The following is a 4,548-nucleotide window of genomic DNA, read 5'->3' as shown; positions in this document are numbered from 1 at the left end:
GCTTTGTGTTTTATGATGGGATTGTTAGTATGAATCATGAGAGTTACCTTTTGTTTTGATTTAAGATTCGACACCTTTATCAAAACGGGTAACTCTCTCTTTTTCAAGAAGATGTGTCAGGTCTAGTCGGAACTAATACAGGTTACGCGATCTCTTTTTCCAGCTCTTTTTCCGGTTCTTTTTCTTGCTCTTTGGCCTTAGATTTACCAGATTGTCTGGCATAACGTTTAACCCAGAAGTCCGCACCTTCGATGCCGAGCTTCTCGGGGTTAAAGGTGTATTCTTTTACACCGGCTTTACGTTGTGCTTCATAATCTTTCAGAGCTTTTACCGCCGGCTTAGAGATGAAGAAGATGATTAGAATTCCGATAATGTTCAACCATGCCATCAGTCCTACGCCGATGTCACCCAGACCCCATGCAAGGTTGGCTGTTTTGACGGTTCCGTAGAAAGTTGCTGCGAGTAGGGTAAGCTTCAGTAAAAAGTCAAAACCTGGCAGCTTCACCGTACGCTTTAGGTAAGCAAGATTCGTTTCTGCTATGTAGTAGTAAGCCAGAATCGTAGTAAACGAGAAGAAAAATAACGCCAATACGATGAAGGGTTTGCCTACACCGGGTAGCACTTGTTCAACGGCTGTCTGTGTATAAGCAGGGCTGTTTGCTGCAATTTCGGATGCTAAGTTCTGCACCAGGAATATGCCTTCGCCAACACCATGTACATTGTAAGCGCCAGTAATCAGGATCATAAACGCAGTAGCTGAGCAAACAAACAAGGTATCAATATAGACTGAAAAAGACTGAACAAGACCCTGTTGTGCGGGATGATCAACCTCCGCCGCTGCAGCAGCGTGAGGGCCGGTGCCTTGTCCGGCTTCGTTTGAGTAAACACCGCGTTTCACGCCCCAGCCGATAGCTGCGCCCATACCGGCCATAGGAGTAAATGCATCAGTGAAAATCGCACTGATAACGCCAGGCAAAGCTTCGAGATTCAGCGCAATTACGGAGCAGGCAATAACAATATAAGTTAGTGCCATGAAAGGTACAACGACCTGAGTGAAGCTGGCAATACGCTTAACACCACCAAAGATAATGAAGCTGAGAACCAAAACAATACTGATAGCGGTCATTATTTTAGTCAGACTCAGGTCGCCCATGGTCGTGCTGATAATTTCGCCCGTACCAAACGCTAGTTCTGCAGCATTACCGATGCCGTTAGACTGTACGCCTGGCAGCATGACGCCGCAGGCGATGATGGTACTAATGGCAAAAATCCACGCAAACCATTTCTGTCCCATCGCTTTTTCAAAATAGAAAGCTGGACCACCACGGTACTGGCCTTCATGTTCTTCTTTGTAGATTTGTCCTAATGCTGATTCAGTATAGGCTGTTGCAGCACCTAAAAATGCTACGACCCACATCCAGAAAACAGCACCGGGGCCACCAAAACCGATAGCTGCAGCAACGCCGGCAATGTTACCTGTTCCTACACGGCCTGAAAGAGAAACAGCCAGTGCCTGGAAAGAAGAGATGCCCTTGTCTGAGCTGTTGCCTGAAAAAAGCAGACGCCACATTTCAGCAAATAAACGTACCTGTACAAAACGGGTAAGTATTGAATAGAACAAGCCTGCACCCAGGCACAAGTAGATAAGAGCAGGGCTCCAAATGATTCCGTTTATAGAATCTATAATTGATTGCATTTACGCCGGTCTCCGGGGGGATTGAGTTTTTTCGTTATTAGAATTGTCGGCGGAAATTCTATAGAGAATTCAGCAGGGTTTTTTGCTGTTATCGGATTGCAGAGAGATGAAAGTATGGCTAGGTCATTGATATTTCGAATATTCTTCTGCCTGGGCATGTTGTGGCATGCTCAGGCGTCAGTGAAAGTAACGCAGAGTCTGTTAGTGTGTCTTAAAAATAGGTGATGTGGCGGGTAGCCAATTAGCGTAAGTAGTTTTTACTGATGTGCCTGAAAGATTCAGTGCCGGCTTTTTGCATCCATTCAAAGGCGACCATTTCACGCGTTACGATATGAATACCGCAGCCGCGCATGCGTGCCAGCGCGCAGGCTTTATCTGCCTGTTTTCGCGAAGAGACACAATCTTCAACCACATATACATCAAAGGCTTCCTGCTTTAATTGTATGGCGGTTTGCAATACACAGACATGAGACTCCGTGCCTATAATGACGATCTGCTCAACGCCGCTCTCGTTAATCATCTTCTGACAGCTTGGCTCTGCCATACATGAGAAGTGCGTTTTTTCCATGGTCTTATCTGAGGGCAAAAGCCTTTTAAGTTCTTCAACGGTATATCCGATTCCCTGGGGATACTGCTCAGTTGTCATTATAGATACGTTGAGAATGGTGGCGATTTCAATGAGCCATTTGCTATTTTTGATCAGTTCTTCACTTTCAAAGATGGCCGGAGCCAACTTTTCTTGGATATCCACGACAAGTAGGCAGGATTTTTCTGGGCTAATCAGCATAATGTTCTCCTTATTATTTGAGCTCAGGATAATTCCTTATCCGTTAGTTTGCCAAGCGTACTTTCTGCTTCAGTCGTCGCAGGTCTGATAATCAACCAATAACTGACTAAAGACAGGAGGCCCATAAGCGATATGCTGGCAGCCATTACGGTGGGTGTGCCTGAGTGGTTATGGCCAACAATGAGGCCAACAATGGCGGCAATGCCTGATTGAGTGAAACCTAATAATGCGGAGGCTGTGCCGGCCATTTTAGGGAAGGGCCCCATGGCGCCAGCCATTGTCTGCGGCATGACCATTCCGACAGCCATCATAAAAAATACCTGGCAGCCAATCACCCAGTAAAGGTTATGTATTTCAAGTAAAGAAGCTAGCAGCATGGCGCTGCCTGACACTGTAGCAATTGAGGTGCCGATGATTAATATTTTATTGATACCAAAACGAGATCCAAATCGTTGGCTAAATTGTGCGCCTGACATATAGCCGAGAACAATGGCCGTGAAGTAGAAGCCGTAATTGGCTTCAGGAACACCAAAAAAGTCGATTAATACAAATGATGACCCAGAAAGAAAAGAAAATAAGCCAGAGAAGATAAAGCTGCAGCAGAGTGTATAGCCAAGAAAAATACGACTGTGAAGCAGTTGGTTATAGTTTCTTAAGATGGACATTGGGTGCAGGCTGCTAATATTTTCAGGTTGCAGCGACTCCTGAACCTTAAGCATGATAATCAGGGTGACAATTGCCCCATATACCCCTAAAAAAATAAAAATAGAACTCCAGTTAAAGACTAAGAGCATATAACCGCCAACGATGGGTGCAACGGCCGGTGCCAGCGCCATAATAGTACCCATCATCGAGAGTACGCGGGCAGATTGCGTCGGTCCGTAAATGTCACGAATAATGGTGCGCCCAAGTACCGGACCGCCACAAGCGCCAAGTGCTTGCAGGAAGCGAAACAAGATAAGCTCCTCAATGGTGGTGGCTGTTGCGCAACCAAAGGACGCTGCCGTAAAAAGAAATAGCCCTCCTGATAACACTGATTTACGTCCGAAACGATCGGCCAAAGGTCCATATAATAGTTGAGCAACAGCAAAGCCGCCGAAGAAGATGGATAGCGTAATTTGTACCTGATCGATAGAGGCATTCAGCTCAGTTGTTAGCCTTGGTAGCGCTGGCAGGTACATATCGGTTGAGAGAGGGCCCAGAGCAACAACAGAGGCAAGAATAAGTATGGTTGCCAGAGAGGTAGGTAAAAACATCAACATTCCTTACGCAAGTGTAGAGGGGACTTTACTCAAGGTTAGTCGGTTATAACAGGCTATAAATTGGCAAAAGATTATTGCCAAAAAAAAGCGCGGATGAGATTCGCCGAAGTTGTCTTGTTATGAAGCAGAGTGAATTTACCTGCATCAAAGCCGAACGTGTAACGAGAATCGTGAAAAAGAGGTTATAGCTATTCGCTAAGGGATACAATATTTATAACTAAAGACGTTCTTTATGTATCATAAACTTTGGTGTATGGTTCTCCTATCTATACAGCGCTGACAAAGAAAATATAAAAAATAGCCCCTTAAGAACTTCTTTACAGAACAGGACAAAAAATCCTCATGAGCTACGTGATGACGCCCCGGCTTGCTACCTTACTAGACAAGCACCAGAACACACTGAACGCCGCCCTTAATGCCATTAAAACCCGTGACTACTGGACGCCCTACCCGGAAAATCCCAGCCCGCGTGCCTATGGCGAAACCGCCAATGCCGATGGCGAAGCGGCGTTTAAAAACTATCTCAACCAGAGTTTTGCACTGGATATGCCGGGTATCGTCGGTGAAGCGGGCGCTGAAGTATCACCTTATGGTATTGAGCTTAACGTCAAATACCCGCGGGTGGATCTGGATCAGTTGCTGCCTGCCATGCAGGATGCACATAAAGCCTGGCGTGACATTGGCCCGCAAGGCCGTGCTGCTGTCTGTCTGGAAATACTCGAACGTATCAACAAACGCAGCTTTGAGATCGGCTATGCGGTGATGCACACCTCAGGGCAGGGGTTCATGATGGCATTTCAGGC

General features: G+C 46.1%; 3 protein-coding genes and 1 pseudogene. 1 reads left to right on the top strand and 3 read right to left on the bottom strand.

Going from position 1 to position 4,548, the window contains the following annotated elements:
• Positions 1-142 precede the first annotated feature (142 nt).
• From ABY436_RS19115 to ABY436_RS19105, 3 genes are all read right to left on the bottom strand, one after another.
• Positions 143-1,696 carry an alanine/glycine:cation symporter family protein gene (locus ABY436_RS19115; RefSeq protein ID WP_372740519.1) on the bottom strand — a complete coding sequence of 518 codons (1,554 nt, stop codon included), beginning with the start codon at positions 1,694-1,696 and terminating at the stop codon, positions 143-145.
• Between the two features lie 241 nt (positions 1,697-1,937).
• Positions 1,938-2,483 carry a hydrolase gene (locus ABY436_RS19110; protein WP_372740518.1) on the bottom strand — a complete coding sequence of 182 codons (546 nt, stop codon included), beginning with the start codon at positions 2,481-2,483 and terminating at the stop codon, positions 1,938-1,940.
• Between the two features lie 23 nt (positions 2,484-2,506).
• Positions 2,507-3,739 (bottom strand): Bcr/CflA family multidrug efflux MFS transporter, encoded by a 1,233-nt coding sequence (locus tag ABY436_RS19105; RefSeq protein WP_372740517.1) that lies wholly within the window; start codon positions 3,737-3,739, stop codon positions 2,507-2,509.
• A 348-nt stretch (positions 3,740-4,087) separates the two neighbouring features.
• Here ABY436_RS19105 and ABY436_RS19100 point away from each other — a divergent pair.
• A pseudogene (locus ABY436_RS19100) lies at positions 4,088-4,548 on the top strand (phenylacetic acid degradation protein PaaN); the annotation flags it as partial.

This window comes from Neptunomonas sp., assembly GCF_041601355.1.
GTDB lineage: Bacteria > Pseudomonadota > Gammaproteobacteria > Pseudomonadales > Balneatricaceae > Neptunomonas.
The sequence above is the reverse complement of the archived record's forward strand: the minus strand, read 5'-3'. Positions and strand labels throughout refer to the sequence as shown.

Excerpts from the sequence above, each read along its gene's own strand:
- ABY436_RS19105 (WP_372740517.1), bottom strand. The coding sequence starts at position 3,739 with ATGTTTTTACCTACCTCTCTGGCAACCATACTTATTCTTGCCTCTGTT.
- ABY436_RS19110 (WP_372740518.1), bottom strand. The coding sequence starts at position 2,483 with ATGCTGATTAGCCCAGAAAAATCCTGCCTACTTGTCGTGGATATCCAA.
- ABY436_RS19115 (WP_372740519.1), bottom strand. The coding sequence starts at position 1,696 with ATGCAATCAATTATAGATTCTATAAACGGAATCATTTGGAGCCCTGCT.